Here is a 25,925-nt window from a genome sequence, read left to right as displayed (position 1 = left end):
CCGTACTGTCACAGGATGGAGGTCGGTCCCCCGTTCCCCGCCGGTCAACCCGTCCCCCGCCCCCCGGTCCCGCCGGGGCGGCCGGGTCCCTGGCCGGTGGTCGCGGCGGTGGTGACCGGCTGCTGGGCGGTCGGGCTCGTGGTCGTCGGGCAGCTCGGCGGCTGGCTGGCCGACCAGGTCGTACTGCTCTCCGGGCTGGACCGCGTGGCCTGGCTCTGGCCGGTGACGGTGCTGTTCACCGTGCTGCTGGTCGGCGCGCCCGCCCTGGCGCTCGCCCTGCTGCCCCGCTCGGTGGCGGTCCGCGCCGCCGGCCGGGTCTGGCTGGCGGCGACGCTCGTGCTCGGCGCGCTGGGGCTGCTCCGGGCGATCCCGCCGGTGCACCAGGAGGCCTACCTCGCCGCGCTGGCCGCCACGGCCGCGCTGGCCGCCCTCGTCCTACGGGCGCTGGCCCGTCGCGGGCCCGTCCCGACGCCCCGCGGGCCCGTCCCGACGCCCCAGGGGTCCGCGCCGGCCGCCACGCTGCTCGGGGTGGCCGGCGGACTGGCGCTGCTGCTGCCCTGGGTCTGGCTGGGAGCGCTCGGCGGACTGCTGGAGACGGTGCTCGCCGGGGTCGCCGCCGCCGCGCTGGGCGTGCTGGCCGGGGCGCTGCTCGACGGCGCCTTCTGGTCCCGCTTCGCCGTCGGCGAGCCACCCCGGCCGGCCCGGCTGGTGCTGGTCGGCGGGCTGGTCGCCGGGGTCGCGCTGCTGCTGATCGCCGCCGGGGTCGGGCAGTCCGGGGCCCAACTGCCCCTGTTGCTGACCCTGCCGCCGGCCGGCTTCGCGCTGGCGGCCCTGCGCGCCGCGGCCCGTGAGCCGGACGCCGCTGGCCGGGAGCCGGACGCCGCAGACCGGGAGCCGGACGTCGCAGACCGGGAGTCGGGCGTCGCAGACCGGGAGCCGGACGTCGCGGCCCGAGAGTCGGGCGGGCGGGCAGTTCCGGGTGCCGTGGGCCCCGCGACCCGTTGGCTGGTCGGGCTCGCCGTACTCGGCCCGCTGGCCTTCACCGATCCCGAGGAGATCAGCCTCGTCCTGGCCGGCACCCGCGACGTGCCGTTCTGGGTGGCGGTCGCGGCCGGCGCCGGGCTCGCCGTCGCGGCCATCCTCGCCGTGGCGTACGGCGTGCTGCTGACCCGGCCTCGGCGGCCGAGCCGACGGGTCGCCGGGGTGACCGCCGGCGTCCTGCTGGTCGTGGTCGGTGCGGTGGCCGTCGGCGCCGGCCAGCCCGGCCTGCACGGCGAGCGGCTGTTCGTGGTGCTGCGCGAGCAGGCCGACCTCACCGGCGTCCCGGCGACGACCGGCCGGGCCGGCCGGGACGCCCGGGTCGCCGAGGTCCACCGGCGGCTGGTCGCCACCGCCGGGCGGACCCAGGCCGACCTGCGCCGCGACCTGCGCCGGCTACGTCTCGACCACACCCCCTACTACCTGGTGAACGCGGTCGAGGTGGACGGCGGCCCGGCGGTACGGGCCTGGTTGTCGCGCCGGCCGGAGGTGGCCCGGGTGCTGGTCAGCCAGCGGCTGCGACCGCTGCCCGCCCCGGCCGGCCGCACGCGTGGCACCGCACCGGCGCCGGCCGGCCCGGAGTGGAACGTCCGGATGATCGGTGCCGACCGGGTCTGGTCCCAGCTCGGGGTGGACGGCTCCGGGATCGTGGTGGGCAGCTCGGACTCGGGCGTGGACGGTGGACACCCCGCGCTGGCGGGCGGCTTCCGGGGCGGCGACGACTCCTGGTACGACCCGTGGAACGGCACCCGCCGGCCGACCGACGAGGGCGGCCACGGCACCCACACGACGGGCAGCGCGGTGGGCCGGGACGGCGTCGGAGTGGCCCCGGGCGCCGGCTGGGTCGGCTGCGTCAACCTGGACCGCAACCTCGGCAACCCCGCGTACTACCTGGACTGCCTCCAGTTCATGCTCGCGCCCTTCCCGCCGGGCGGGGACCCGTTCACCGACGGCCGCCCGGCGCGCGCCCCGCACATCCTCACCAACTCGTGGGGCTGCCCGCCGATCGAGGGCTGCGACCCGGGCGTGCTCCGGCCGGCGACCGCCGCCCTGGCCGCCGCCGGCATCCTGGTCGTGGCCGCCGCCGGCAACACCGGCCCGTACTGCGGCTCGATCGCCGACCCGCCCGCCCCGTACGCGGACGTGCTGACCGTCGGGGCGGTGGACCGGCAGCGCCGGGTGACCCTGTTCTCGTCGCGGGGCCCGGTGCCGGGGGCGGCCAAGCCGGACCTGGTCGCGCCGGGCGACGAGGTGCTGTCGGCGATGCCGGGCGGCGGGTACGCCACCCTGAGCGGCACCTCGATGGCGACCCCGCAGGTGGCCGGCGTGGTGGCGTTGATGTGGTCGGCCGACCCGACGCTGGTCGGCGACCTGCCCCGCACCCGGCAGATCCTGCGGGACACCGCGACCCCTGCCGGTGCCACGTACGCGTCGGCGACGCAGACGTGCGGGGGCGACCGGAACATCACCGGCGCCGGCCTGGTCGACGCCTATGCGGCGGTGCGGACGGCCAAGGGGTGAGCGGGTCTTGCCTCCCCCCGCATCCGGTGATCTATGGTCGGCGGCCATGGAGACGGAGATCGTCGAGCTGACCGCCGACCGGACGCCCGACGTGGTGGAGCTGTGCCGCCGGGCGCTGGACCTGCCGGAGGACGCGGCCGAGGCGCCGGAGGTCGTGGACGCGCTCTGGACCCGGGCGGTCGTCGACCGGCCGGTGGTCGCGCTGGGCGCGTACCGGGGGGCGGAGCTGGTCGGGGTGCTGGTCTGTTCCGTAGCCGCCCGGGACGCCCGGCTGGGGCACGTGGATCTGGTGGCGGTGGACCCCGCCCACCGGCGACGGGGCGTGGGGCGGGCACTGCTGTCGTACGCCGAGCGGACCCTCGCCGGCCTCGGCGCGGTGGAGGTGCTGCTCGCCGGCAACCCGCCCTACTACGCCTGGCCCGGCATCGACGTGCGCTACACGCCGGCGATCTGCGCCGCGCTGGCGCTCGGCTACCGGCAGGACCGGACGGCGTGGAACATGACGGCCGACCTGTCGTACGACGGCTCGCCCGCCCTGCGCCCGACGGAGCCCGCGGAGGCGCGGCTGGCCGGGCAGGGGGTGACGGTCCGCCGTGCCGCGGCGGGCGACCTGCCGGCGCTGGCCGAGTTCGCCCGTGCCACGTTCGGCGGGGCCTGGGACGCCGAGTTGGCCGGCTCGGTCGGCCGGGAGAGGGCCGGCTGCCACCTGGCCGAGCGCGACGGCACGGTGCTCGGTTTCGCCGCGTACGGGTCGTCCCGGCCGAGCTGGTTCGGCCCGATGGGCACCGCCCCGGCGGCCGAGGGCTCGGGGATCGGCGGGGTGCTGCTGCGCCGGTGCCTGCGCGACCAGCGGGCGGCGGGGGTGACGGCGGCGCAGATCGGCTGGGTCGGGCCGGTCCCGTTCTACTCGGGCAGCGCGGGCGCCCGGATCGAGCGCGTCTTCTTCCTGTACCGCAGGGCGCTCGGGGACTGACAACAGGGCGAACGGGATGTAGCGCCATTCGCCCGTATCGGTGATCGTCGCGCCCTACCGTTTCGGTAGAGGAGGCAGCCATGATTACGGACGACGAACGCCCCGGCCCGTTGCCGTTCGACCGGCTCGACTACGGCGACGCCGAGCAGCAGGCGGAGATGGCCGGCGTCGACGAACCGGCCGACGAGCCGGTGACGCTGGTCGACGAGCCGGTACCGGTCCCGCAGCCGTACGACGGGGCGCAGCGGAGGCGCAACCAACGGCCACTGCCGACGTGACAGCGGAAGGGGCGGACCGCTGACGCGGCCCGCCCCTTCCGGCGTATGAAGCTGGACTCAGAAGTCCATCTCCCCGCCACCCGGACCAGCCGGGGCGGCCGGGGTCTTCTCCGGCTTGTCCGCCACGACGGCCTCGGTGGTGAGGAAGAGCGCCGCGATCGACGAGGCGTTCTGCAGCGCCGACCGGGTCACCTTGGCCGGGTCGATGATGCCCGCGGCCAGCAGGTCGACGTACTCGCCGTTGGCGGCGTTGAGGCCGTGACCCGGGTTGAGGTTGCGGACGTGCTCGACGACGACGCCACCCTCGAGGCCGGCGTTGACGGCGATCTGCCGCAGCGGGGCGTCCAGCGCGATCTTGACGATCTGCGCGCCGGTCGCCTCGTCGCCGGCCAGGTCCAGCTTGTCGAAGGCGGTCTTGCCGGCCTGCACCAGCGCGACGCCACCACCCGGGACGATGCCCTCCTCGACGGCGGCCTTCGCGTTGCGGACGGCGTCCTCGATGCGGTGCTTGCGCTCCTTCAGCTCGACCTCGGTGGCCGCGCCGACCTTGATCACCGCGACGCCGCCGGCCAGCTTGGCCAGCCGCTCCTGCAGCTTCTCGCGGTCGTAGTCGGAGTCGCTCTTGTCGATCTCGGCCCGGATCTGGTTGACCCGGCCCTGGATCTGCTCGGCGTCGCCGGCACCGTCGACGATGGTGGTCTCGTCCTTGGTCACCACGACCTTGCGGGCGCGGCCCAGCATGTCGAGGCCGACGGCGTCCAGCTTGAGGCCGACCTCCTCGCTGATGACCTGGCCACCGGTGAGGATGGCGATGTCGGCCAGCATGGCCTTGCGGCGGTCACCGAAGCCCGGCGCCTTGACGGCGACCGACTTGAAGGTGCCCCGGACCTTGTTGACGACCAGGGTGGCCAGGGCCTCGCCCTCGATGTCCTCGGCGATGATCAGCAGCGGCTTGCCCGACTGCATGACCTTCTCCAGGATCGGGAGCAGGTCCTTCACCGACGAGATCTTGCTGTTGACGATCAGGAGGTAGGGGTCGTCGAAGACGGCCTCCATGCGCTCCGGGTCGGTCATGAAGTAGGCCGAGATGTAGCCCTTGTCGAAGCGCATACCCTCGGTGAGCTCCAGCTCCAGCCCGAAGGTGTTGCTCTCCTCGACGGTGATGACGCCTTCCTTGCCCACCTTGTCCATCGCCTCGGCGATGATCTCGCCGACGGTGTTGTCACCGGCGGAGATGGAGGCGGTGGAGGCGATCTGCTCCTTGGTCTCGACGTCCTTGGCGAGCTTGAGCAGCTCCTCCGAGACGCTGGCCACGGCGGCCTCGATGCCCCGCTTCAGGGCCATCGGGTTGGCACCGGCGGCCACGTTGCGCAGGCCCTCGCGGACCAGGGCCTGGGCCAGGACGGTCGCCGTCGTCGTGCCGTCACCGGCGACGTCGTCGGTCTTCTTCGCGACCTCCTTGACCAGCTCGGCGCCGATCTTCTCGTAGGGGTCCTCGAGCTCGATCTCCTTGGCGATGCTCACACCATCGTTGGTGATGGTGGGGGCACCCCACTTCTTCTCCAGCACGACGTTGCGGCCCTTGGGGCCGAGGGTCACCTTCACGGCGTCGGCGAGCTGGTTCATGCCCCGCTCGAGGCCGCGGCGAGCCTCTTCGTCGAACGCGATCATCTTGGCCATACGGCGTTGTCCTCCTGGACACTCACGGGCCACCCGGAGTGTGTGTCCCGGATGGGCCGCCTGGTGTACGCACCTTGGGACGTCGCCACCTGGCGACGACGACGTCTCCTCGGCCGGGCCGGATAGCCCGCGACGACCGGCCATGTGCCGCAACCGCGTCTGGACGCCGCTGCGACCGTGGCCCTACCGCCCCGACCATTGGCACTCGCGGTGTGCGAGTGCCAATGACTTGTTTAGCACTCTCCCCTGCCGAGTGCAAGCACGATGGGCCCGGTCAGCCGAGTTCGCCGGCCAGCCGCGCGCTGTCCACCGGCCCCTCGTGGGCACGTTGCTCGGCGTACGTGACAACCAGCCCGACCAGCTGGGCGAGGTGGGTGGGCAGGGCCAGCACCGCGCCCAGCAGCGTCACCACCAGCACGCCGACCGCCGTGCCGGGCGAGTCCAGCGGGGTGGTGCCGAACGGCAGCGTGCCGATGCCCTCCACCATGCCGGCGGCCCCGCCGCCGATGATCACCGCCGCCGCCACCAGCGCCACCCGGCCGAGCAGCAGGCCGAGGCGGTCGTGGAACATCCGGAAGGAGCGGCCGATCGGGTGCTGCCGCTCGAAGAGGTAGACCGGGCCGGCCATGCTGAGCGCGAAGGCGAAGTAGATGCCGGGGATGACGCAGAAGCAGACGCCGAGGCCGATGATCACGCTCATCAGCAGGGTCCAGCCCCACAGGCCCAGTGCCCGGCGCGCCCCGTGGGACAGCGCCGCGCCCATGCTCACCGACTCGCCGGCCGCCTGCCGGGTGACCACCCAGGTGCCGGCCGCCCAGCCCAGGCTCTGCACCAGGCCGAAGACGAGGGCGCTGCCGAGCACCACGGAGAGCATGACGCCCAGGTCGGTCACGAAGGTGTCGGGCAGCGTGGTGGGCTCCTCGGCCATCGCCTGGTCCCACCGCGCGGTGGGGTCGACGACCAGCGAGAGCACCGAGACCACGGCCGCCGGCAGCACCTGCGTGAGCAGCAGGATCGGCAGCAACAGCCGCCAGCCCCGGCGTACGGCGCCGACGCACCGGTTGAACCAGCCGTTGACGCCGGCGCCGGGCGGGGTGACGAGCGGGTCGGCCGGGTCGAGGCCGTACGCCGGCGGGTGCCAGCCGTGGACGGGCTGCCCGGGGTAGGCGACCGGGGCACCCGGGTACCAGGGCTGCCCGCCGTACGGGCCGGCGCCGACCGGGTACCCGCCGGTGGGCGGGAAGACCCAGTCCTGCGGCGGCTGCGGGCCGGCCGGCACACCGCCGCCCGGGGCCACGGGACCATCCGGGGCCACCGGACCACCCGGGGCCACGGAACTGTCCGGAGCCGGGACGGCCGGCCCTCCGGCATTCGGATCTCCCGGAGACGGCACGGCCTGGGGCGGCTGGTCGGACATGAACCCTCCTCAGCGATGGCTGGAACGGCTCACGATCCTCCCCTGCCGGCGCAACCGCACCGGAGCCCGCCCCACCGCGACACCGCTGCCCGGCACGATCGGCCCGCCGAACCGGACGGCACCGCCGGGTCACCCGCCGGACATCCCGGGACCGATGGCCGGGGAGGGGCGCAGGCGACCGACGCGTGGGCGGAGGAGTGCGCGGTCAGGCGATGACGCGTACGCGCTCGGCCTGAGGGCCCTTCTGGCCCTGGGCGACCTCGAACTCGACCCGCTGGCCGTCGTCCAGCGCCTTGTAGCCGTCCATCTCGATCGCCGAGAAATGGACGAAGACGTCCTGCCCGCCGTCGACGGCGATGAAGCCGTAGCCCTTTTCGGAGTTGAACCACTTCACGGTGCCCTGTGCCACGGTGCACTTCCTCACTCTGCGCAGCGTTTCACGACCCCGGAGGCCGGGCTGGCCGGCACCGGAGGACGCCCGATTCGGCGATCGACAATGGCCGCTGAAACGGTAACCGAAATCGCACGCTACACGAAGCGTGACGGCGGCGCACGACCACAAATCGGGCATATTTCAACCGGTGGGCATCGGCGTTCATCGCTGTGGTACGCATGCGTCATGACGAGCACGCCCGACGGGTCGGGGCAGGCGCGGCGGGCGGAGATCCGGCGGGTCCGGCCCCGCGACGCCGCCCGGATGCGGGCCCTGCGGCTGGAGATGCTCGCCGACGCCCCGCTGGCCTTCCTCGAGACCCTCGCCGACGCGGCGGCCCGGCCGCACGCGGACTACGCGGCCAGGATCGCGTCCGTCTCGGCCGGGGTGGGCACCGCGCAGTTCGTGGCCGACCCGGGCGGCCGGCTCGTCGGGCACGCGGGTGGCACGGCGGCCCCCGGGGAGCCGGCGCTGACCCTGGTGTACGCCGTCTACGTCACCCCGCCCTGGCGGGGCACCGGCCTGCTCGGCGACCTCGTCGACGCGGTCGCGGCCTGGTCCCGGGCCTGCGGGCGCCCCGAACTGATGCTGGAGGTCGTGGTCGGCAACGACCGGGCCTACCGGGCGTACCGGCGGCTGGGCTTCGTCGACACCGGCGTACGCGTCCCGCACCCCACCGTGCCGGTGCTCACCGAACTCCAGATGCGGCGCAAGGCCTGACGCGGCTGCCCGGACCGGCCGGCCGTGGGCCGACCCGGGCAGCCGGACGGATCACGCGTGGCGGCGGGACTGCACGACGCGGAACCGGTTGGCCACGTAGGCGCCGTCGGTGAGCGCGGAGTTGGCCGCCGCGTTGGCGCCGCTGCCGTGGAAGTCGGAGAAGGCCGCCGACTGGTTCACGAAGACCCCGCCGGTGAGGTTGCAGGACAGGTGCACCCCGACCTCGATCGCCGCCGCCTCGGCCGCGTCGAGGACGGTCTCGTCCGTGGAGTAGACCGCCGCCGTGAGCGCGCCCTTCTCGCCGACCGTGGAGCGCAGGATCTCCAGGCTGTGCGCCGTGGAGTCGGTGGCGATGGCGAACGAGATCGGCCCGAACCACTCCTTCGAGTAGGTCGCGGCGTCGTCGGCCGCCAGCCTGACCACCGTCGGGGTGCGGACCACCGCGCCGGGGAAGGCCGGGTGCTCGACCGTACGCGACTCCAGCACCGCCTCGCCGACCTTGGTGACCTCGTCGAGGCGCTCCAGCACCCCGTCGTTGACGATGGCGCCGGTCATCTCCACCCCGCGCGCCGGATCGGCGGTGAGCTTGGCGACCGCCGCGGCGATCCCGCCGGCCACCTCGTCGAAGCTCTTGTGCCCCTGGTCGGTCTCGATGCCTCCCGAGGGGATCAGGATGTTCTGCGACGTCGTGCACATCTGGCCGCTGTAGAGGGTCAGGGTGAAGCCGAGGTTGCGGCACATCCCGGCGAAGTCGTCGGTGGAGTCGATCACCACCGTGTTCAGCCCGGCCTTTTCGGTGTAGACGGCCGCCTGCCGGGCGTTGGCCTCCAGCCAGTCGCCGTACTCGGTGGAACCGGTGAAGTCGATGATCTTGATGGCCGGGTGCAGGGCCAGCGTGGAGGCGAGCTTCTCGCCGGGCGCCTCGGGGGCGAGCAGCACCAGGTTCGGGTCGAAGCCGGCCTCGGCGAGCACCTCCCGGGCGTACTTCACCGTGATCGCCAGCGGCAGCACCGCGCGCGGGTGCGGCTTGACGACCACCGGGTTGCCGGTGACCAGCGAGGCGAACAGCCCCGGGTACGAGTTCCAGGTCGGGAAGGTGTTGCAGCCGATCACCAGCGCCACGCCACGGGGCACCACGTGGAAGGTCTTGGTCATCCGCAGCGGGTCGCCCTTGCCGGCCGCCTTCTCCCAGCCCGCCGTCCCCGGGTGCCGGGTCATCTCCGCGTACGCGTAGGCGACCGCCTCCAGCGCGCGGTCCAGCGCGTGCGCGCCGCCGGCCTGGAAGGCCATCACGAAGGCCTGGCCGCTGGTGAACTGCACCGCGTTGGCCAGCTCGAAGATGTGCTTGTGCAGCCGGTCGAGGATCTCCAGGCAGACCCCCGCCCGGGCCTGCGGGCCGGCGTCGCGCCAGCCGGGCAGCGCGGCGGAGGCGGCGGCGACCAGCTCGTCGGCGCCGGCGTGCGGGTAGCGGACGTTCAGCTCGACGCCGAACGGGCTGGTCTCGGTGGCGACCCGGTCGGTCGCGCCCGGCTGGTCGAGGGGGAAGTCGCCGCCGAGGTACGCCTCGAAGGCGGCCTTGCCGTCGGCGGCGGCGGTCTCACCGTAGACGCGGGGGCTGGGCGACTCGGGGTAGGCGGACCAGTACCCGCGCTCCGTGATGGCGGTCAGCGCCCGGGTCAGGGTGTCGGCGTGCCTGTCGTACAGGGGGTGCGGGGTCTCCGTCATGCCCGCCATCATGCAACAGAAAGCACCAGGATCAGTAGGGGCGTGTCACAACTCAGATGGTGAGCTGCCAGTCGGTCCAGCCGTCGACGGGGCGGAACCCGAGCTGCTCGTTGATCCGCACCATGTGCGCGTTCTCGGCCGCGTTGAAGGTGTCGATCGCGCGTACCGCCGGTTCGTGGGCCAACAGGTGGTGCAGGTTCTCGACCTTGGCGAGCAGCCCGAGGCGGTGCCCACGGTGGTCCGGATCGACGATGGTGATCTGCTGGAACGCGTGCCAGTCGGCCGACGCGCCGACGTCGAGCAGGGTCCAGGCGACCAGCCGTCCGGACGCCTCGTGGCGCAGGGCCGTGTGGTAGCGCCGCCGCCCCCGCGCGTCGAACGCCCGCTCAGTGCTCCGGAGCCGGTCGGCGTCGACCCGCTCCGGCTCCCACTCCACCTCGCCCAGGGGCGCGTCGGCCATCAACCGGCCGTCGAGGTAGGCGATGTCGGCGACGTACTCCTCGGGGGTGTGTCCCTGCCACCGCACGACGCGGTAGCCGGCCGCCCGGGACCGGGCCCCGGCCAGCGCGGCGGCCAGGCCGTCGTGGTCGAGCCGGGTGGTGTCGAGCCGGCGGCGGACCTCGGCCAGCGCCGGCCGGGCGCCGGTGGACGCGGCGAAGGCGGCGCCGGCGCCGGAGCGGGGCGGGCCGCCGGGCAGCGTGGTGACGGCCATCGCCACCACCCGCTTGCGGCCCCGCTCCCGCAGCAGGCGTACGGCGTGCTCGTGCAGCGCGCGGCCGACGCCGCGACGCCGGTGCTCCGGATGCACGACCAGCTCGGCCGTGGCGTTCTCGGTGTTGTCGAGCTGCGGCAGGTCCAGCGCGAGGTAGCCGGCCGGCACGCCGTCGAGCCGGGCCAGCGCCCAGAGCGGTTCGTTGCCCGGCATCGGGTGCCGGACCGCCGCATCGAAGCGCCGCCGGCAGAAGGGCGGGAAGTCCGGCAGGTCGGCCTCGTTGGCCGCCGCGCCGATCCGGTACGCCTCGTCGACCGCGGCCTGGTCGGCGGCGTCGAGCGGCGCGATGGTGATGCTCATCGGCTGAGAGTGCGCCGCCAGACGACGATCGGGCCAGCGAATTAACCGCTGGCCCGATCGGGAGGTTGGTCGGGAGGGACGCTCGCACAACGCCTCCGGCGTTGGGTCGCAAGAACTGAAAGTCTCCGGCGAAACGCCCTCCCGCACGGAGCATCTTGCGCCGTCCGGTTACGGCCGTCAAGTCCTTGTCGGCGCGTTTTCCGCACTCACAGCGAAAACCCAGTTACCCGGCGAATCCCCGGATCAGGTGAGGAGGCCGGCGTCGCGGGCGGCGCGCAGCGAGGGCTTGATGCGGTGGGTGGGACCGACCTGGCCGGACACCGCATCGAGGGTCTTGAGGCCCTCGCCGGTGTTGAAGACGACGGTCTCCGCCGTCGGGTCCAGGCGGCCCGACTCGACCAGCTTGCGCAGCACGGCCACCGTCACCCCGCCAGCGGTCTCGGCGAAGACGCCGGTGGTACGGGCGAGCAGCCGGATGCCGGCGCGGATCTCGTCGTCGTCGACGTACTCCATCCAGCCGCCGGTGCGGCGTACCGCCTCCAGGGCGTAGATGCCGGCGGCCGGGTCGCCGATGTTGAGCGACTTGGCGATGCCGGTCGGCCGGACGGGGGTGATGGTGTCGGTGTCGGCGTGCAGGGCGGTGGCGATCGGGTTGCAGCCGGCCGACTGCGCGCCGAACACCTTCCAGCCGCCGGCCGGCGCCTCGACCAGGCCGATCTCGACCAGCTCGGTGAACGCCTTGTCGATCTTGGTGAGCAGCTCGCCGGAGGCCATCGGGATCACCACCTGCGCGGGGATCCGCCAGCCGAGCTGCTCGGCGACCTCGTAGCCGAGCGTCTTGGAGCCCTCGGCGTAGTAGGGGCGCACGTTGACGTTGACGAACGCGGTGTCCTCGAACTCGTCCGTCTCCACCAGCTCGCCGCAGAGCCGGTTCACGTCGTCGTACGAGCCGTCGATGGCGACCAGTTCGCCGCCGTAGACGGCGGTGGTGACGACCTTGCCCTGCTCCAGATCGCCGGGGATGAAGACCACCGAAGGCGCGCCGGCCCGCGCGGCGTGCGCGGCGACCGAGTTGGCCAGGTTGCCGGTGGAGGCGCAGGCGTAGCGGGTGAAGCCGAGCGCGCGGGCGGCGCTCAACGCCACCGAGACCACCCGGTCCTTGAAGGAGTGGGTCGGGTTGGCGCTGTCGTCCTTGACCCAGAGGGGGGCGGTGATGCCCAGCTCGGCGGCGAGGTGCGGGACGGACACCAGTGGGGTGAAGCCGGGGTCGAGGCTGACCCGGGTGGCCGGGTCCTGGCCGGCGGGCAGCAGTGCCGCGTACCGCCAGATGTTCTGCGGGCCCGCCTCGATCTGCTCCCGGGTGACCGTCGCGAGCGCGGCGGCGTCGTAGTCGACCTCCAGCGGGCCGAAACACTCGTAGCAGGCGTGCTGGGCGGCGAGCGGGTAGCGGGCCGAACAGGCGCGGCAGACCAGGGCACGGGCGGGGCTGGTGGTGGTGTCGATGCCGGAGGGGGCGAACGTCGACGTCATGTCGCGGGTCCTCTCATCTTTCCCCGCATCGCACCCTGCGGCGGGGACGGAATTGGCACCTGCCCCGCCGGTCGCTCTGCGGTGAGCGCGCGGGGTGGTTGCCGGGGCGTCGTCGGGCCGTATCCCTCAGCCCCTCTGGATGAGGTATGCAGTTGTACCTGCGAGTTTAAGCACCGAAGGCGCCCGGATCGACGGCCGATCCCACGCTGTGAGCGATCCCGCAGTCGCCGCCGGGCCGCAGGCGGCCTTCTGTCACGGTACGGATTCAGACGGCCACGGAGCGGGAGTCGGCGGCGGGGCGGCGGGCGCGTAGCAGGGTGTCGACCGCCCACCGGCCGGGACCGAACACGGCGATCAGCAGAAACGACCAGCAGAACAGGACGGCCAGCTCGCCGCCGTTGCGCAGCGGAAGCAGCGCGTCCGGCTGGTGCACCACGAAGTACGCGTACGCCATCGAGCCGGACGCCAGCAGGGCCGCCGCCCGGGTCAGCAGCCCGACGAGCACCAGCCCGCCGCAGACCGCCTGGATCAGCGCGGCCCACCACCCCGGCCACTCGCCGAACGGGACCGCCTCGCCGGTGCCCCGGTTTCCGCCGAGCACCCCCAGCAGCGAGGCCAGGCCGTGGCAGAGGAAGAGCAGGCCGACGACGGCGCGGAACAGGGACAGGGCCGGGCCACCGATCCGGTCAGTGAACATCAGGGCACCTCCGAGCAGGACGACGGGACGACACCAGAATGCCGACAGCCATTCGGCTGTGTCGATTGATTCCCTCTTTATGGGAACGCTCCCACGACGCGGTCGGGCCCTGTTCTGGCGCGTCCCCGCTACGGTGCCAGGCACATCGACGGAAAGGAACGCGCGAATGCGTCGCAAGCTCGTCCCCGTGGTGGCGCTCTCCATGGCCTGCCTGCTGGCGCTCACCACCGCCTGTTCCACAGGCAACCGGAAGAAGCGGAACCGCTCCGCCGACCGGCCCGCCGGCACCGCCGCGAAGCGGGACGACGTCGACGCCGCCCCCGCGACCACCCGGGCCACCCCGACGCCCCGCCGCACCGGCGACCAGCTCACCTGCCTCGAACTGCGCAACACCCGGATCGGCAGCAGCAGGGTCCGCTACCGCGGGTACGCCGCCCCGATCCGTCTCGCCGCCGGCCGCTGGTCCGACCGGAACGGCACGACTGTGGAGTTGCAGCGGCCGTGCGCCATCGGCGACCTCGACGGCGACGGCGCGGGCGACGCGGTCGGCGTGGTCATGCTCGACGGCGGCGGGACCGGCCGCTTCTTCACCCTCGCCGCCTGGCGCAACGTCAGGGGCGAGCCGGACTACCAGGCCCAGGTCGACCTCGGCGACCGTACGCCGGTGGAGAGCGTCAGCGTGAGCGGCGGCAGGGCGACGGTGGTCTACCTGACCCGGCCCGCGGACGGCCCGGCGGCGGAGCTGAGCATCCGGCGTACCGCCGTCTACCAGCTCAGGGGCACGACGCTGGCCAAGCTGAGCCACACCGACGCCCGGGTGACCGCGACGCCCCCCGGCAGCGGGGACGCCGCCGACTCCGGCACCGAGCCGGACTCCCCCGACTCCCGCACCCGCACGCGCAGGCCCCGTTCCCGCTGACGTCCCGCCGGTGGTCGTACCGGGCCCAGGACCGCGCCGGCCGATCCGCCGGCGCGGGCTCCGGCCGTGCCGGGCAGGCGCCGGCTCAGTCCGGGACCGGCCGGGGGGCTGGTGGCTTCGGCAGCCGGATGTATCCGGTGGCCGGGCAATCCTGCTGAGTCACCGCGCCGAGGCAGCCCCACCCCGAGGTCGGGGGGCGCTCGAAGTACTGGACGGGCTGCGACGGGATGGCCTCGGTGGTGAACGTGCCGGCGCCGCTCGGGATGCGTTGCTCGTGGGCGCCGGTCGTGTCGGTGTAGGAGGCGACGATGTGCCACTCGCAGGTGTGGGTGGACACCTCCGGCTGGATGCGGAAGGCCATGTTCGACTGACCGTTGCCCAGTTCGACGACGTTGCGGCGGAAGTACAGCTGGCCCTCCCGCGGCTCGCCCTCGTCCAGGACGTACGGGCCGTGCGGCTCGTCCGTCGGCCCACCGGTCAGGTCCCACAGCAGCCCCTGCCGGGACTCCGCGCCCGCCGGGGGAAGGGTGACGACGGTCTGCGCCGTGGGTACGCGGCACGAGTCCTTGACGGCGGTCATGTTGTTGATCGTGAGTCCGGCGGCGCGATCGCTGTTCAGGTTCAGGTCGAACGTCTGGGCATGACCGCGGTTCTCGTTGCCGTCCTCGAACGGCGCAACGTAGGACGCGTGCTCGACCACCCGGCCGCCGAGCGGCTTGAGGAGCTCCCACACCTCTGACCTGTCGCCGGTCAGGGCGGTGAGCCCGGCCTGCTCGCCCTCGGTCAGCGGCCGGTCGAGCAGCACGGTGAAGGCCTCGGGCAGGTCCCGGTCGTAGTCGAGGGGCGTGACCGTGGACACGAACGCGGCCTGCTCGCGGTCGACCGCCTGCTGAGCCTGCCTGTCCGAGCGGGCCCGATCGGTGGCCGTCGACCGGTCCAGAAGGACATTGGCCTGGTAGGCGAAGAGCACGCCGACCACGACGATGACGGCGACGACGGTCGCGTACACCGCGCGCTGCTTCGGCGCAAGCCGGCGAAAGCCGGGCAGGCGTTCATCGGCCAGCACGGCCCAGGCTTTTGGCTCGGTCGCCGACCCGGACGGCGACGCAGGCGCGGACGGCGGCACGGACGCAGACGGCGGCACGGGCGCAGACGCGGACGACGGCGCGGACGGCGGCGCGGACGGCGACGCAGGCGCAGGCTCGGGCGGCGCCGTGGACGACGGCGGCGTGGCCGGCGCTGTGGATGACGGCGGCTCAGGAGGCGACGCGGGCGGCTGGTCAGGGGGCGGCGCAGGGGGCGGATTGGTCATACCCGATTCTCACTCAGCGGCACCACGCCATCACTGAACTGCTCTCGCCGCGCCGAGATAGAGCGGGACAGGTGATGTCGTAGGCGATTCAGCTCGACAGGCGCCGCACGGCGGCCCCGTTCCGGGCCGGTCCCGCAGATGGGGCAGCTCGACAGCGGGGCCAAGGAGATCACGCTGGGCTTCGACGCCCCGCCCCGGCCGCTGACCCTGCGGCCCGACGAACGGGCTGCGGCCACCGTGCTCTGGCGCAACCTGGTCACCGACTCGACGGTCGTCGCCACCAACGGCGAACGCCTGGAGATCGCGCCCGCCAAGGGCCAGGCCGCGCAGGTGGTGGGCCTGGACGGGCCGATCGACCTCGGCAACACGGGCCGGATCGGGGTCAGCGCCTGGAAGAAGGCGACCGATGCGGCGCCTTAGCTGGTGACGTCCTTGCGGGTGAAGCGCCAGAACGCCAGCCCCCAGAACAGCGTCGCGTAGCTGATCGCGGAGATCGCGCCGCGTACCACGTCGTCGGTCTGCACCGGCGTCGACAGCAGCCCCAACCAGGCGGTGCTGTAGTGCGTCGGCAGGAACGCGCGCAGCGCGCCCAGCGCGGTGATCTGGTCGAGGATGCTGGAGAGGATCCAGAGCAGCACCGCGCCGCCGACCGCGCCGAGCGCCGCGTCCGTCACCACCGACAGCAGGAACGCCAGGCCGGCCACCACCAGGAGTACGACCGCCAGGTAGCCGAGCACGCCCAGCAGCCGCAGCAGCCCCTCGCCCGGTTCGAGCTGGGCGGCGACCGTGCTGCGCAGCGGCTCCCAGCCGTAGCGCAGCGTGCCGATCAGCAGGGCGGTGCCGGCGAGCAGCAGCAGCGCCAGGGCCGAGTACGCGAGCGCGACGAGCAGCTTCACCGTCAGCAGGCGGGCCCGGGGCACCGGTATCGCCAGCAGGTAGCGCAGGCTGCCCCAGCTCGCCTCGCTGGCCACCGTGTCGCCGCAGAACAGCGCCACCACCACGACCAGCAGGAACGACGCCGAGACGAAGATGGTGAAGAGCGTGAAGTTCAGCCCGCCCGACGTGGCGAACTCCACCAGGCTGCCGAACTCCCCGCGCCCGTTGTCGTCGTCGTCGCCCGTGTCGAACTGGAACGCGATCAGGATGATCAACGGCAGCAGGACCATGAACCCGAGCGCGAGCTGCGTACGCCGCCGGGAGGCCTGCCGCCGGAACTCGGCGCCGAACGGCAGGGTCGCCGACGGCCGGTAGCCGGCCGCCGCGCCCGCCGTGCGTGACGTGCCCGCCATCATCGGTCCCCGCTTCCCCGAGAGTTCTCGCCCACCAGGGCGAGGAACGCGTCCTCCAGGCGGCGCCTCGGCACCACCCGGTCCACCCCGATGCCGGCCCGGACCAGCTCGGCGACCACCTCGCTGCGGGCGGTGCCGTTGGTGTCCACCACGAGCTGGCCCTCGCCGTCCGGGAGCACCCGCACCCCGTGCAGGCCGTCCAGCACCGCGCGGGCGGCCTCCGGGTCGGTCACGTCGAAGAGCACGCTGGGCGACTCGCCCACGATCTCCTCGACCGGGCCCGAGGCGACGATGCGGCCCTTGTTCACCACCACCGCGTGCGTACAGGTCTGCTCCACCTCGGCGAGCAGGTGGCTGGAGACCAGCACCGCCCGGCCGTCGGTGGCGTAGCGCTGGAGCACCCGGCGCATCTCCGCGATCTGCGGCGGGTCGAGCCCGTCGGTCGGCTCGTCGAGCACCAGCAGCTCGGGCAGGCCCAGCATGGCCTGCGCGATGGCGAGCCGCTGCTTCATGCCGTGGCTGTAGTTCTTGATCCGCCGGTGCACGGAGTCGCCCAGGCCGGCGATATCCAGCGCCTCCTCGAAGTGCGCGTCCTCGGCCGGCCGGCCGGTGGCCCGCCAGTACGCCTTCAGGTTCGCGAGCCCCGACAGGTGCGGCAGGAAGCCCGGCCCCTCGACCAGCGCGCCGATCCGGGACAGCACCGGCGACCCGGGCACCAGCCGGTGCCCGAAGACGTAGATCTCGCCGGCGGTGGGCTGGGTCAGCCCCATCAGCACCCGCAGCGTGGTGGTCTTGCCCGCGCCGTTCGGCCCGAGCAGGCCGACGACCTGACCGGGGTGCACCTCGAAGTCCACGTTGGAGACGGCGACGAAGCCGTCCGCATACTCCTTGCGGAGCTGCCGCACGGCGAGCGGGACGCCCGCGTACGTCGGATGCACGGAGCTGTCCTGGCGGCGGTGCCGGCGGCGGACCACGGTGACGACCACGACGAGCCCGACCACGATCGCGGCCACGAGGCCGACCAGCACCCAGCGCCACACGGTGGCGGCCGTGGGGATCGGGTCGCCGGCGACGGTCGGCAGGCTGACCGCGCCGGTGGCCGCGACGGTGTGCACGGCCGGCTCGGCGGGGGTGGCGTACGCCTGGTCGGAGGTCGCCACCACCACGCGCAGCCGGTGCCCGGCCTCGAACCGGCGCACGATCGCCGGCAGGGTGACGGTGACCGGCCGCGCCGCGTCGATCGTCGGCGGCAGCCCGGTGAGCCGGACCGGGGCGACCAGGCCGTTGGGCAGGGTGGCCGCGCCGTTGGGGTCGACGTCGTAGAGCTTGACGAAGAGCACCGCCTCCCCCGTCGGCGACGCGGCCCGGACGTCGACCGTCGGGGCGCCGACGACGTCCACCGCCCCGGTCAGCGGCTCCGACTCGAACCGGGCGTGCTGGCCGGGGATGTCCCCCGCCACGCCGCCGAGCAGCGACGACAGCTCGCCGGCGAAGGGCACCGAGGAGATGGCGGCCGGATTGCCGGCCGGCGGGTTGGCGACGGGCTGGGCGGGACCGGCGACCGGTACGTCCCGGCGGGCCGTGCCGGCGACGCCGGGGTAGTCGGCGTAGCGGTAGCCGGTGGCCACCAGTCCCCGGTCGAGGGCGTCGAAGCCGGCGATGCGCGAGAAGGTGAAGTCGTCGCCCGGGGCCGCGCCCTCGCCCTTGACGTAGTGGTCGAGCCACTGCACGGTCAGGAACTTCACCCGGTCCGAGTCGGTCTTCGGGCCCTCGCCGCCGTCGTGCCCGCCGGTGAACCAGGCCACCCGTACGGGCGTGCCGGCGGCGGCGATGCCGCGCGCGTTGGCGTCCGCCTCGCTGAGCGGGAAGAGGGTGTCCGCCGCGCCCTGCACGAGCAGGGTCGGCGCCTTGATCCGGTCGAGCACGCCGGCCGGGCTGGAGCGACGCAGCAGGTCCACGGCGGCCTGGTCGGCCCTACCGGTGGTGGCGATCCGCAGGTACGCGGCGCAGATGTCGGCGGCGAACCGGCCACACGCGGGGTCGGCGGCCCCCGCCGGGGCGCGCCCCGGACCGGTGCCCGGCCCGGCTCCCGGCCCCGGACCGGGCGGGCCGGCGGAGACGGGCGCCCCTTCGGGCTGGGCGGCGTCGGCACCGGAGAGCCCCGCCGGCCCGGAGCCGACGTTGCCGCCGCCGCCGAAGAAGAGGCCGGCCCAGCCGGACTTGAACACGCCCTCGGTGGGCTGCTTACCGGTGTTCTCCGGCAGGAAGGAGCGGGACAGGTCGTTCCACGTGATCATCGGCACGATCGCGTCGACGCGCTGGTCCTGCGCGGCGAGCAGCAGCGCCAGGCCGCCGCCGTACGAGCCGCCGACGACGCCGACCCTCGGGTCACCGGCGGAGTCGGTGCGGATCTCGGGCCGGGCGGCGAGCCAGTCCAGCAGCCGGGCGGCGTCGCGAACCTCGTAGTCCGGGTGGCTCAGGTGGATCTGCCCGCCGCTGCGGCCGAAGCCCCGCGCGGTCCAGGTGAGTACGGCGTAGCCGCGGCCGGCGAACTCCTCGGCGTCGGCCCGGACCGACTCCTTGGTGCCGCCGAAGCCGTGCGCCAGCAGCACCGCCGGCACCTTGTCGGCCGCCGAGGCGCCCTCGGGCAGGTAGAGCGTGGTGTCCAGGTCGACGGGCTCGTCCCCGTTCGGCCCGGAGGGGACGTTCACGAACGCCGCCTCGGTGCGGATGTCCGGCCCCTGCGGCAGCACCGCCCAGGTCACGGCGGCGGCGAGCAGCACGACCACCGCCGTCGCGGCGACGGCGCGCCGGCGGGTGGGCAGGGCACGCCGGATCCACGCGGCCGACAACGGCGATCTCATTCGGCACACGGTACGGGCCGCATCCTGAGCGTTGGCTGAGATCCTCCGTACGTCTGTCCGGATGATCCGATCGGCGTCCCGAACGGGCGGTCCAGACCGTCCCAGGAGGATGAATTCGGATCACGTGCATTCCGATGTTTGCCCGAAATCCACTCCGATCCATCCTTGTCACTCTCTACGCCGACACGGAGAGTGCCCGATCCGACACCTGACGATTACTTCGGGCTCCATGACGCGAAACTGACTGTTTCGCCAACCGATGAGCTCCTGCGGGTCGACTAGTTTTCCGGTCCGGTGCACGGGACTTCGCCGTCCACCCGACACCCCCGTTACCCCGTGCTCCCGCCGGAGGAGACAGACATGACCGTCCCCGCGCCGCCGGCCCGCCGGCGGCCCACCGCGGTGGGCCGCGTACTTCCGCTGCTGCTCCTCGTCGCCCTGCTCGCGCCGATGGCGCTGCTGTTCGTACAGACCTGGCGGTCCACGTCCGACGACCGGGAGCTGGCCGACCGGGAACGCCTCGGCGTGGAGTACCTGCGCGCCCTCGCTCCCGTCACCCACGCCCTGGCCGACGCCCAGTCCGCCGCCGTCGCCGCCCGGCCCGTCAACAGCGCGGCGCTGACCCGCGCGGTCGAGGCCGCCGCATCCGTCGACGCGCGGATCGGGGACGAGCTGCGCACCGAGGAACGCTGGGCCGGCCTCCGCGCCAAGATCGAGGCGCTGAGCGCCCGCGGGCCCGCCGACCCGGAGGCTGCCTTCACCGCGTACGGCGAGGCCGCCGACCTGCTGCTGGCCCTGCACAACAAGGTCCGGGAAACCTCCGGGCTGGTCCGTGACCCCCGGCCGGACTCCTTCTTCCTCCAACACGCCGCCCGAGGCCTGTCCGAGGGGGTCGTGGCGGCCGGGCGACTGGCCGATCTGGCCGTGCTCGCCGACCGCCGGCCTGCCGCCGACCGGAACCGCACCACCGCCGAGATCGCCGCCCTCCGGGTGGCCGTCCTCACCCCCGCCGGGGACCTCGTCACCGACCTGCGGGCGGCCGTGGACAACTCGGAGAGCGCCGACCTCGGCCCGAGTGTGCTGACCCCGCTGGACACCTACCAGCGGGCCATCGAGGCGTTGGCCGCCCACTCCGCGTCGACCGGTCGCGACATCGCGGTCAGCGAGATCGTCGGCGCCCGGGTCGACGCGCAGTCCGCCGCCAGGCAGCTCCAACCCGTACTGCTGGACGAGCTCGACGCCCTGCTCGTCGAGCGTCTCGACGAGCTGAGCCTGGACCGCTGGCTGGCGGTGGCCGCCGGGGTGCTGGCCATCCTGCTGTGGGCGGCACTGGGCGCGATGTGGCTCGCCGCCGCCCGGCGGAGCACCAGGGAGACCGAGCACGAACACGACGGCGCGGTCGGGCCGGAGGACACTCCGTGGCAGCCGGCCGCCATCGGGGGCGCGGAACCGCGTGAGCTCCAGCCCACGGGGGCGGGCCGCGGGCCCGGGAGCACGCAGTGGGGGCCCGCCGATGCTGCTCACTAGTCTCCGGATCCGGGGCAAGCTCGCGCTGCTCGTCGTCATCCCGCTGCTCGCCATGGCGGGGCTCGCCGTGCCGGTGGTGATCGACCGGGTGGCCGCCTCGCAACAGGCTCGCGACACCGCCAACCTGGTCCGTGTCGCCAGCCGGGTCGGCAGCCTCGTGCAGGATCTGCAACAGGAGCAGGTCCTCTCCGTCGGACTGCTGCTCGGCCAGGTCACCCGCACCGACCTGATGCAGCGGACGGCCAACGTGGACGACCGGGTCGCCGACCTGCGGGCCACCCTGGGCGACCTGCTGCCGCCGCAGGCCGCCGAGGCCCTCAACGGCGTACGCGGGCTGACCGACCTGCGGAGCGCGGTGCTCGCCGGAACCGCCACCCCGGAACAGATCATGGCCGCCTACGGGCCGCTGAGCACGACATTGATCGACTCGCTGCGGCTGTCGTTCGGGGTGGACACCGGCACGCCGGCCGGTCGGCAGGTGCTGGCCCTGGACGGGCTGCTCCGCGTCGACGAGGCGATGGGCGCCTGCTCCACCCTGCTCCTGCTGGTCAAGGCCTCCGACTCCCCCCGGGTGGCCACCACGTACGTCGCCTGCATGGCGGCGCTCCGGGTCGACAGCCAGCGGTTCCGCGACATGGTCACACCGGAGCAGTTGCGGCTGGTGACGCTCAACGACGGGGCGGTGGCGGCCCGTACCAGCCCGGACTTCCTCGCCAAGAGCGCGCTGGACCCGGCCGGCGCGGTCCGGGACACCCCGATCGAGAGCCTCTTCTCGTCGGTGCTCTCGATGATCACCTTCGGGCAGTTCATCGAGAAGAAGATCGTCGCCGACGTCATCGACGAGGTGGGGGCGCAACGGCAACGGGCGCTCGTCGAGGCGCACCTGGTCGGCGTGCTCGCCGTCCTGATCCTCGCCGTGGTGGTGCTGCTCAGCGCGGCCGTCGCCCGCACCGTCACCCGGCCGCTGACCCGGCTCACCCGCTCGGCCGACCGGGTCGCCCGCGTCGCCGAGGCGGAGCTGACCCGGGTCGCCGACGACGACACCGAGGGCGGCGCGCCGGTACGCCTCGACCCGATCGACGTACGGGCCCGCGACGAGATCGGCGACCTGGCCCGCGCGTTCGACCGGGTGCAGAGCACCGCCGCCCGCCTCGTGGAACGGCAGGTCGCCGGCCGGCGCAACGTGGCGCAGATGTTCGGCCACGTCGGCCGCCGTACGCAGAACCTCGTCGGCCGGCAGATCGCGTTGATCGACCGGCTGGAGCGGCAGGAGACCGACCCGGACCGGCTGGAGCACCTGTACCGGCTCGACCACATCTCCAGCCGGCTGCGCCGCAACGCCGGCAGCCTGGTGGTGCTCTCCGGCTCCGCCGGCGCCGACCCCCACGTGGCGCCGGTGCCGCTCGGCGACGTGGTCCGGCTGGCGCTCGGCGAGATCGAGGACTACACCCGGGTCGACGTGCAGGTCCCGCCCGGTCTGTCGGTGGCGCCCGGCGCCGTCGGTGACCTCGTCCTGGCGGTGGCCGAGCTGATGGAGAACGCCACCGTCTTCTCCCCGCCGCACACCCGGGTCACCGTGAGCGGCGAGTCGACCGGCTCCGGCGCCCGGCTCACCGTCGTGGACCGGGGCATCGGCATGGCGCAGGAGCGGCTGGCGGAGGAGAACGCCCGGCTCACCCGGCGCGAGCGGCTGGATCTCGCGCCGACCGAGGTGCTGGGGCTCTTCGTGGTGGGCCGGCTGGCCCGCCGGCACGGCTGGACGGTGCGGCTGGCGCCGACCGGCGGCGGTGGCGGGGTGACCGCGTACCTGGACGTCCCGGAGACGTCGCTGGTCACCCACCGCGCCGAGCGGACCGGTGTGACCGTGGCCCGGGCCGCCGTGCCCGTCCGCGACCCGCGCGCCCCCGTCGAGGCGCCGCAGCCCGCCCAGCCCCGCGCGGCGGTCGTCGAGGCGCCACAGCCCGCCCGATCCCGCGCGGCGGCTGCCGGGGCGCTGCAGCCCGCGCAGCCCCGCGCGGCGGTGGCGGCGGAGATCGCCCAGTCCCGCGCGGCGGTGGCGGCGGCTCCGCAGGTCGCCCAACCGCGCGCCGCGGTCGCGGCGACACCGGAGGCCCCGCCGGCCGGATACGACGCGACGGTGCTCAGCCGCGCCACCCGCAGCCTGGAGTCCGGCCCGTCCTGGGACGCGTTCGGCTTCAGCGGGGAGCCGGCCGAGGACGGCCCCCGGACACCGGCCGGCACCGGCCCGGCGGGCATCCGGCAGCGGGTGCCGGGCGCCACCCTGCGCACGGTCGAGCCGCCGACCGCCCCGCCGCGCAGCGGGCCGGCGGAGGTCACCGCCGCGGACCCGGCGGCCGCCCGCGCCCTCGTCGAGGCGGTCGAGTCGGGCGTACGACGGGCCGAACTGGGCCGGGGCACGCCGGGCGGCACCGCGCCGGCCGAACCTGGCCGGGGCGCCCCGGGCGGCACCGGGCCGGCCGGGTTGACCCGACGGGTGCCAGGGGCGAACCTGACCGTCACGCCGGCCCGACAGCCCGACAGCCCGCCGGAGAACCCGGACGAGGTCCGCGACCTCCTCACCGAGTTCGAGGCGGGCGTCGCCCGCGCTCTGACCGAAGTCAGCCAAGACCACCGCTACGAAGAGGGAACATCACGGTGACCAGCCCCTTCCTGCACGACAACCTCGACCACCAGAATTCCGGTGCCGGTGACCTGAGCCCGGAGGCGCGCACCTTCAACTGGCTGCTGGACTCGTTCACCTCCAGCACGGCCGGCGTGGTGGAGGCGATCGCCGTCTCGTCGGACGGGCTGCTGATGGCCATGTCGGCGATCAAGGACCGTTCCAACGCGGAGCGGCTCGCCGCGGTGGTCTCCGGCATGACGAGCCTCGCCGGTGGCGCCGCGAGCTGGTACTCGCTCGGCGGGCTGAACCGGGTGGTCGTGGACATGGCGGAGGGCTACCTGTTGATCAGCTCGATCAGCAGCGGCTCCGTGCTCGGGGTCGTCGCCGACCGGTCGGCGAACCTCGGCACCGTCGCCTACGAGATGACGCTCTTCGCCGGGCGGGCCGGTGGCGCCCTCACACCGAAACTGATCGCCGAGCTGAAGAACGCCGCTCAGCAATGACCCACGAGGCCGCCGGTGAGGGACCGGACCCGGAGCCCACGTTCCGGATCCGGCCCTACCTGCGCGCGTCGTCCCCGTACGACAGCCAGCCCGGGCCGCCCCCGACGCCCGAGGACGGGCCGGCCGGCCCGCGCCCGTTCGTGCTCACCGCCGGACGGGTGGCCGGCGCCGACCCGGCGATCGGGCTGGAGACGCAGGTGACCGCCCGGCCGGCGACCGACCGGACGGCGCCGCTGACCTGGCTGGCGCCCGAGTTGCAGGCGATCGTCGCACTCTGCGACGAGCCGATCTCGGTCGCCGAGATCTCCGCCCGGACCCGGTTGCACTTCGGCGTGACCCGGGTGCTGGTCGGCGACCTCCGTGCCGCGGGCCACCTCGACGTGCACGACAGCGCCGACGTCCTCGACCCCGACATCATCCTGCGAGTGATTGATGGACTCCGTGCGATCTCCTGAATGGCCGGTCGCCCCGCTGGGCGGGGTCGTCGCCAACAGCGCCGCCACCCGCTACGGCTCCCCGACGGGCCCGCAACCGGCCGCGTCGGCGCCCCTGCCGCGGCGGCAGCCGCAGCCGGCGCCACCCCGGCAGCCGGCCACCGGGGTGGCCGCGGTGCCCCGGCACGCAGCGGCCGCCGCGCCACCGATCCCGGTCAAGATCCTCATCGCCGGCGGCTTCGGAGTCGGCAAGACCACCACGGTCGGTGCGATCTCCGAGATCGCCCCGCTGACCACCGAGGCGGAGATGACCACCGCGGGGATCGGCATCGACGACCCCGGCGTACGTTCCTCGAAGACCACCACGACGGTGGCGATGGACTTCGGCTGCGTGACCATCGACCGCAGCCTCAAGCTGTACCTGTTCGGCACGCCCGGGCAGGCCCGGTTCGGTTTCATGTGGGACGACCTGGCCCGGGGTGCGCTCGGCGCCCTCGTCGTGGTGGACAGCTCCCGGCTGGACGACTGCTACGCGGCGATCGACTTCTTCGAGCGGTCCGGCCTACCCTTCGTCGTGGGGGTGAACGCCTTCGACGGCCGGCTGGCGCACGACCTCGACGCGATCAGGTGGGCGCTGGCCATCGGCGACCACGTACCCCTGGTGCAGTTCGACGCCCGGGACCGGCTCTCGGTACGGGACGCCCTGCTGGTCGTCCTCGACCGCGCACTCGAGCGGGCCACCCGGGAGAGGAAGTGAAGTCCTGAACCGTTACGGCGGTTCGACCCGTTTCACGAGAAGGGGTGGTTCGTGATGAGAGGTGGACTGGACGAGACACTGGCCCGGATGGCGCGCCGTGAGGAGGCGCTGCGGCGGCTGGCCGCCGAGCCGGTGCCGACGGACGGGGAGAGCGGCGGGGCGTCGCAGGCGCAGGGCGGATCGGAGCCGGGCCGTGCCGAGGCCCGCCACGAGGCGCGCAACGCCGGACCCGGCTGGGCCGACACGCGGCGGGGCGGGGAACCCCGCGACCCCGTGGCGGAGGTCACCGAGGCGGTCCGTCGGGTGGTCGCCGGCCATCCCGGCACGGCCGTCAGCATCCGGGTCGAACACGACGGGCAGGCGTACCCGCTGCGGGTCGCCTGGACCGACGCCGGCGTGACGGTCGACGCGGAGGCCGCGCCGCCACCCGCGTGGCCGATGTCGGTCAAGACGGTGCCGGCGTGGACCCCGACCCAGGAGGGGTTGACCCCCCACCCGGCGGCGCGGCTGGCCGAGCTGATCCGCCACGATCCCTTCCTGCTCGACGACCGCGAAACGTCCCGCGGATCACGGAGCGCGCTGGGGTCGGGCGCGACGTGACCACGGCGGCTAG

At 74.0% G+C, this 25,925-nt stretch carries 22 protein-coding genes and 1 riboswitch; of the genes, 12 read left to right on the top strand and 10 right to left on the bottom strand.

Features of this window, described 5'->3' with window-relative positions; translation table 11 throughout:
- The first annotated feature begins 15 nt into the window (after nt 1–15).
- From ACGFIR_RS17195 to ACGFIR_RS17185, 3 genes are all read left to right on the top strand, one after another.
- Nucleotides 16–2,559 carry a S8 family serine peptidase gene (locus ACGFIR_RS17195; RefSeq protein WP_393145945.1) on the top strand — a complete coding sequence of 848 codons (2,544 nt, stop codon included), beginning with the start codon at nt 16–18 and terminating at the stop codon, nt 2,557–2,559.
- A gap of 46 nt (nt 2,560–2,605) precedes the next feature.
- Nucleotides 2,606–3,532, top strand: a complete 927-nt coding sequence (locus ACGFIR_RS17190) for a GNAT family N-acetyltransferase (protein ID WP_393145943.1) — start codon at nt 2,606–2,608, stop codon at nt 3,530–3,532.
- An 80-nt stretch (nt 3,533–3,612) separates the two neighbouring features.
- The gene (locus ACGFIR_RS17185; protein WP_392998083.1) at nt 3,613–3,810 is read left to right on the top strand and encodes a hypothetical protein; all 198 of its coding nucleotides are present in this window, start codon (nt 3,613–3,615) and stop codon (nt 3,808–3,810) included.
- 57 nt (nt 3,811–3,867) lie between these two features.
- Here ACGFIR_RS17185 and groL read toward each other — a convergent pair whose 3' ends face one another.
- From groL to ACGFIR_RS17170, 3 genes are all read right to left on the bottom strand, one after another.
- Nucleotides 3,868–5,490, bottom strand: coding sequence for a chaperonin GroEL (gene groL / locus ACGFIR_RS17180; RefSeq protein ID WP_392998082.1), 1,623 nt, complete (start codon nt 5,488–5,490; stop codon nt 3,868–3,870).
- A 274-nt stretch (nt 5,491–5,764) separates the two neighbouring features.
- Nucleotides 5,765–6,805: a hypothetical protein gene (locus tag ACGFIR_RS17175; RefSeq protein ID WP_393145941.1), complete on the bottom strand. Its 1,041-nt coding sequence runs from the start codon at nt 6,803–6,805 to the stop codon at nt 5,765–5,767.
- A 307-nt stretch (nt 6,806–7,112) separates the two neighbouring features.
- Nucleotides 7,113–7,316, bottom strand: a complete 204-nt coding sequence (locus ACGFIR_RS17170) for a cold-shock protein (protein WP_121656584.1) — start codon at nt 7,314–7,316, stop codon at nt 7,113–7,115.
- A gap of 210 nt (nt 7,317–7,526) precedes the next feature.
- Between ACGFIR_RS17170 and ACGFIR_RS17165 the strand changes: the two genes are divergently transcribed.
- Nucleotides 7,527–8,060, top strand: a complete 534-nt coding sequence (locus tag ACGFIR_RS17165; RefSeq protein ID WP_392998080.1) for a GNAT family N-acetyltransferase — start codon at nt 7,527–7,529, stop codon at nt 8,058–8,060.
- A 51-nt stretch (nt 8,061–8,111) separates the two neighbouring features.
- Here the strand turns inward: ACGFIR_RS17165 and paaN are convergent, their stop codons facing one another.
- The 4 genes from paaN to ACGFIR_RS17145 form a co-directional block, all read right to left on the bottom strand.
- Nucleotides 8,112–9,785, bottom strand: coding sequence for a phenylacetic acid degradation protein PaaN (gene paaN, locus ACGFIR_RS17160; RefSeq protein WP_392998079.1), 1,674 nt, complete (start codon nt 9,783–9,785; stop codon nt 8,112–8,114).
- Between the two features lie 52 nt (nt 9,786–9,837).
- Nucleotides 9,838–10,857 (bottom strand): GNAT family N-acetyltransferase, encoded by a 1,020-nt coding sequence (locus tag ACGFIR_RS17155; RefSeq protein WP_393145939.1) that lies wholly within the window; start codon nt 10,855–10,857, stop codon nt 9,838–9,840.
- Nucleotides 10,858–11,100: 243 nt separating this feature from the next.
- Nucleotides 11,101–12,387, bottom strand: coding sequence for a threonine synthase (gene thrC, locus ACGFIR_RS17150; protein WP_393145937.1), 1,287 nt, complete (start codon nt 12,385–12,387; stop codon nt 11,101–11,103).
- Between the two features lie 10 nt (nt 12,388–12,397).
- Nucleotides 12,398–12,533: riboswitch (SAM riboswitch) on the bottom strand.
- Between the two features lie 119 nt (nt 12,534–12,652).
- Nucleotides 12,653–13,084 (bottom strand): DoxX family protein, encoded by a 432-nt coding sequence (locus ACGFIR_RS17145; protein ID WP_392998076.1) that lies wholly within the window; start codon nt 13,082–13,084, stop codon nt 12,653–12,655.
- Between the two features lie 166 nt (nt 13,085–13,250).
- Here ACGFIR_RS17145 and ACGFIR_RS17140 point away from each other — a divergent pair, with 166 nt between their 5' ends.
- Nucleotides 13,251–14,003 (top strand): hypothetical protein, encoded by a 753-nt coding sequence (locus ACGFIR_RS17140; protein WP_393145935.1) that lies wholly within the window; start codon nt 13,251–13,253, stop codon nt 14,001–14,003.
- 85 nt (nt 14,004–14,088) lie between these two features.
- On the opposite strand, the gene ACGFIR_RS17135 is transcribed toward ACGFIR_RS17140, so the two are convergent.
- Complete coding sequence (locus ACGFIR_RS17135; RefSeq protein ID WP_393145933.1) at nt 14,089–15,315, bottom strand: hypothetical protein; 1,227 nt, start codon at nt 15,313–15,315, stop codon at nt 14,089–14,091.
- Nucleotides 15,316–15,453: 138 nt separating this feature from the next.
- Here ACGFIR_RS17135 and ACGFIR_RS17130 point away from each other — a divergent pair, with 138 nt between their 5' ends.
- Nucleotides 15,454–15,735 (top strand): DUF4232 domain-containing protein, encoded by a 282-nt coding sequence (locus ACGFIR_RS17130; protein WP_392998073.1) that lies wholly within the window; start codon nt 15,454–15,456, stop codon nt 15,733–15,735.
- Here ACGFIR_RS17130 and ACGFIR_RS17125 read toward each other — a convergent pair.
- Both ACGFIR_RS17125 and ACGFIR_RS17120 read right to left on the bottom strand, forming a co-directional pair.
- On the bottom strand, nt 15,732–16,607 hold the full coding sequence (locus ACGFIR_RS17125; RefSeq protein ID WP_392998072.1) for an ABC transporter permease: 876 nt from the start codon (nt 16,605–16,607) through the stop codon (nt 15,732–15,734). The two genes, ACGFIR_RS17130 and ACGFIR_RS17125, sit on opposite strands and share 4 nt — an antisense overlap.
- Nucleotides 16,604–19,468 carry an alpha/beta fold hydrolase gene (locus tag ACGFIR_RS17120; RefSeq protein WP_392998071.1) on the bottom strand — a complete coding sequence of 955 codons (2,865 nt, stop codon included), beginning with the start codon at nt 19,466–19,468 and terminating at the stop codon, nt 16,604–16,606. The genes ACGFIR_RS17125 and ACGFIR_RS17120 overlap by 4 nt, the downstream gene beginning before the upstream one ends.
- A 360-nt stretch (nt 19,469–19,828) precedes the next feature.
- On the opposite strand from ACGFIR_RS17120, the gene ACGFIR_RS17115 reads away from it, so the two are divergent.
- The 6 genes from ACGFIR_RS17115 to ACGFIR_RS17090 are packed head-to-tail and all read left to right on the top strand — an operon-like array spanning nt 19,829 to nt 25,912.
- Nucleotides 19,829–20,995, top strand: coding sequence for a hypothetical protein (locus ACGFIR_RS17115; protein WP_393145931.1), 1,167 nt, complete (start codon nt 19,829–19,831; stop codon nt 20,993–20,995).
- Nucleotides 20,982–23,654 (top strand): nitrate- and nitrite sensing domain-containing protein, encoded by a 2,673-nt coding sequence (locus ACGFIR_RS17110; protein WP_393145929.1) that lies wholly within the window; start codon nt 20,982–20,984, stop codon nt 23,652–23,654. Before ACGFIR_RS17115 ends, ACGFIR_RS17110 begins: the two co-directional genes overlap by 14 nt.
- Nucleotides 23,651–24,121 (top strand): roadblock/LC7 domain-containing protein, encoded by a 471-nt coding sequence (locus tag ACGFIR_RS17105; RefSeq protein ID WP_392998068.1) that lies wholly within the window; start codon nt 23,651–23,653, stop codon nt 24,119–24,121. Before ACGFIR_RS17110 ends, ACGFIR_RS17105 begins: the two co-directional genes overlap by 4 nt.
- Nucleotides 24,118–24,576, top strand: coding sequence for a DUF742 domain-containing protein (locus ACGFIR_RS17100; RefSeq protein WP_392998067.1), 459 nt, complete (start codon nt 24,118–24,120; stop codon nt 24,574–24,576). Before ACGFIR_RS17105 ends, ACGFIR_RS17100 begins: the two co-directional genes overlap by 4 nt.
- Complete coding sequence (locus tag ACGFIR_RS17095; RefSeq protein WP_392998066.1) at nt 24,554–25,312, top strand: ATP/GTP-binding protein; 759 nt, start codon at nt 24,554–24,556, stop codon at nt 25,310–25,312. The genes ACGFIR_RS17100 and ACGFIR_RS17095 overlap by 23 nt, the downstream gene beginning before the upstream one ends.
- 54 nt (nt 25,313–25,366) lie before the next feature.
- The gene (locus ACGFIR_RS17090) at nt 25,367–25,912 is read left to right on the top strand and encodes a hypothetical protein (RefSeq protein WP_393145927.1); all 546 of its coding nucleotides are present in this window, start codon (nt 25,367–25,369) and stop codon (nt 25,910–25,912) included.
- The last annotated feature ends 13 nt before the right edge of the window (nt 25,913–25,925 follow it).

This window comes from Micromonospora sp. NPDC049051 (assembly GCF_043197575.1).
GTDB lineage: Bacteria > Actinomycetota > Actinomycetes > Mycobacteriales > Micromonosporaceae > Micromonospora.
Note: the sequence above shows the minus strand (reverse complement) of the source record. Positions and strands in the feature narration are given on the sequence as shown.

Excerpts from the sequence above, each read along its gene's own strand:
- ACGFIR_RS17195 (WP_393145945.1), top strand. The coding sequence starts at position 16 with ATGGAGGTCGGTCCCCCGTTCCCCGCCGGTCAACCCGTCCCCCGCCCC.
- ACGFIR_RS17190 (WP_393145943.1), top strand. The coding sequence starts at position 2,606 with ATGGAGACGGAGATCGTCGAGCTGACCGCCGACCGGACGCCCGACGTG.
- ACGFIR_RS17185 (WP_392998083.1), top strand. The coding sequence starts at position 3,613 with ATGATTACGGACGACGAACGCCCCGGCCCGTTGCCGTTCGACCGGCTC.
- groL (WP_392998082.1), bottom strand. The coding sequence starts at position 5,490 with ATGGCCAAGATGATCGCGTTCGACGAAGAGGCTCGCCGCGGCCTCGAG.
- ACGFIR_RS17165 (WP_392998080.1), top strand. The coding sequence starts at position 7,527 with ATGACGAGCACGCCCGACGGGTCGGGGCAGGCGCGGCGGGCGGAGATC.
- paaN (WP_392998079.1), bottom strand. The coding sequence starts at position 9,785 with ATGACGGAGACCCCGCACCCCCTGTACGACAGGCACGCCGACACCCTG.
- ACGFIR_RS17155 (WP_393145939.1), bottom strand. The coding sequence starts at position 10,857 with ATGAGCATCACCATCGCGCCGCTCGACGCCGCCGACCAGGCCGCGGTC.
- thrC (WP_393145937.1), bottom strand. The coding sequence starts at position 12,387 with ATGACGTCGACGTTCGCCCCCTCCGGCATCGACACCACCACCAGCCCC.
- ACGFIR_RS17145 (WP_392998076.1), bottom strand. The coding sequence starts at position 13,084 with ATGTTCACTGACCGGATCGGTGGCCCGGCCCTGTCCCTGTTCCGCGCC.
- ACGFIR_RS17140 (WP_393145935.1), top strand. The coding sequence starts at position 13,251 with ATGCGTCGCAAGCTCGTCCCCGTGGTGGCGCTCTCCATGGCCTGCCTG.
- ACGFIR_RS17135 (WP_393145933.1), bottom strand. The coding sequence starts at position 15,315 with ATGACCAATCCGCCCCCTGCGCCGCCCCCTGACCAGCCGCCCGCGTCG.
- ACGFIR_RS17130 (WP_392998073.1), top strand. The coding sequence starts at position 15,454 with ATGGGGCAGCTCGACAGCGGGGCCAAGGAGATCACGCTGGGCTTCGAC.
- ACGFIR_RS17125 (WP_392998072.1), bottom strand. The coding sequence starts at position 16,607 with ATGATGGCGGGCACGTCACGCACGGCGGGCGCGGCGGCCGGCTACCGG.
- ACGFIR_RS17120 (WP_392998071.1), bottom strand. The coding sequence starts at position 19,468 with ATGAGATCGCCGTTGTCGGCCGCGTGGATCCGGCGTGCCCTGCCCACC.
- ACGFIR_RS17115 (WP_393145931.1), top strand. The coding sequence starts at position 19,829 with ATGACCGTCCCCGCGCCGCCGGCCCGCCGGCGGCCCACCGCGGTGGGC.
- ACGFIR_RS17110 (WP_393145929.1), top strand. The coding sequence starts at position 20,982 with ATGCTGCTCACTAGTCTCCGGATCCGGGGCAAGCTCGCGCTGCTCGTC.
- ACGFIR_RS17100 (WP_392998067.1), top strand. The coding sequence starts at position 24,118 with ATGACCCACGAGGCCGCCGGTGAGGGACCGGACCCGGAGCCCACGTTC.
- ACGFIR_RS17095 (WP_392998066.1), top strand. The coding sequence starts at position 24,554 with ATGGACTCCGTGCGATCTCCTGAATGGCCGGTCGCCCCGCTGGGCGGG.
- ACGFIR_RS17090 (WP_393145927.1), top strand. The coding sequence starts at position 25,367 with ATGAGAGGTGGACTGGACGAGACACTGGCCCGGATGGCGCGCCGTGAG.